The following is a 407-nucleotide window of genomic DNA, read 5'->3' on the forward strand; positions in this document are numbered from 1 at the left end:
ATCATGGGACACAGCCAGTTTGAGCGTATCCCCATCAGCCGGGAGCGTCAGGAACGGCTTCTCTATGAGCAGATCGACGAGATCACCGAGGGCATCGCAGAGGTGCAGGCCAGCGGCGGCGAGCGGTTTACCGTCAAGCAGCTGGAGCGTACCAGAAAGTCTCTGGAAGCCAGACTGGAAAAGCTGCAAGCCGAGGGGCGAAAAGACGATGTGGTAACTTTTGAGCAACTGGGTGTGGACCGGCTGTTCGTGGATGAGGCCCACAACTATAAAAACCTGTTTCTATACACAAAAATGCGAAATGTGGCAGGCTTATCCACATCGGACGCGCAGAAATCCTCCGATATGTTTGCCAAGTGCCGCTATATGGATGAGATCACCGGAAACCGTGGCGTGATCTTTGCCAC

General features: G+C 54.3%; 1 protein-coding gene. It reads left to right on the forward strand.

Going from position 1 to position 407, the window contains the following annotated elements; all coding sequences use genetic code 11:
* On the forward strand, positions 1–407 hold a 407-nt coding region (locus LI241_RS15585), incomplete at both ends, for a hypothetical protein (protein ID WP_368668996.1).

It is taken from the genome of Longicatena sp. 210702-DFI.1.196 (assembly GCF_020563125.1).
Taxonomy (GTDB): domain Bacteria; phylum Bacillota_I; class Bacilli_A; order Erysipelotrichales; family Erysipelotrichaceae; genus Longicatena; species Longicatena caecimuris.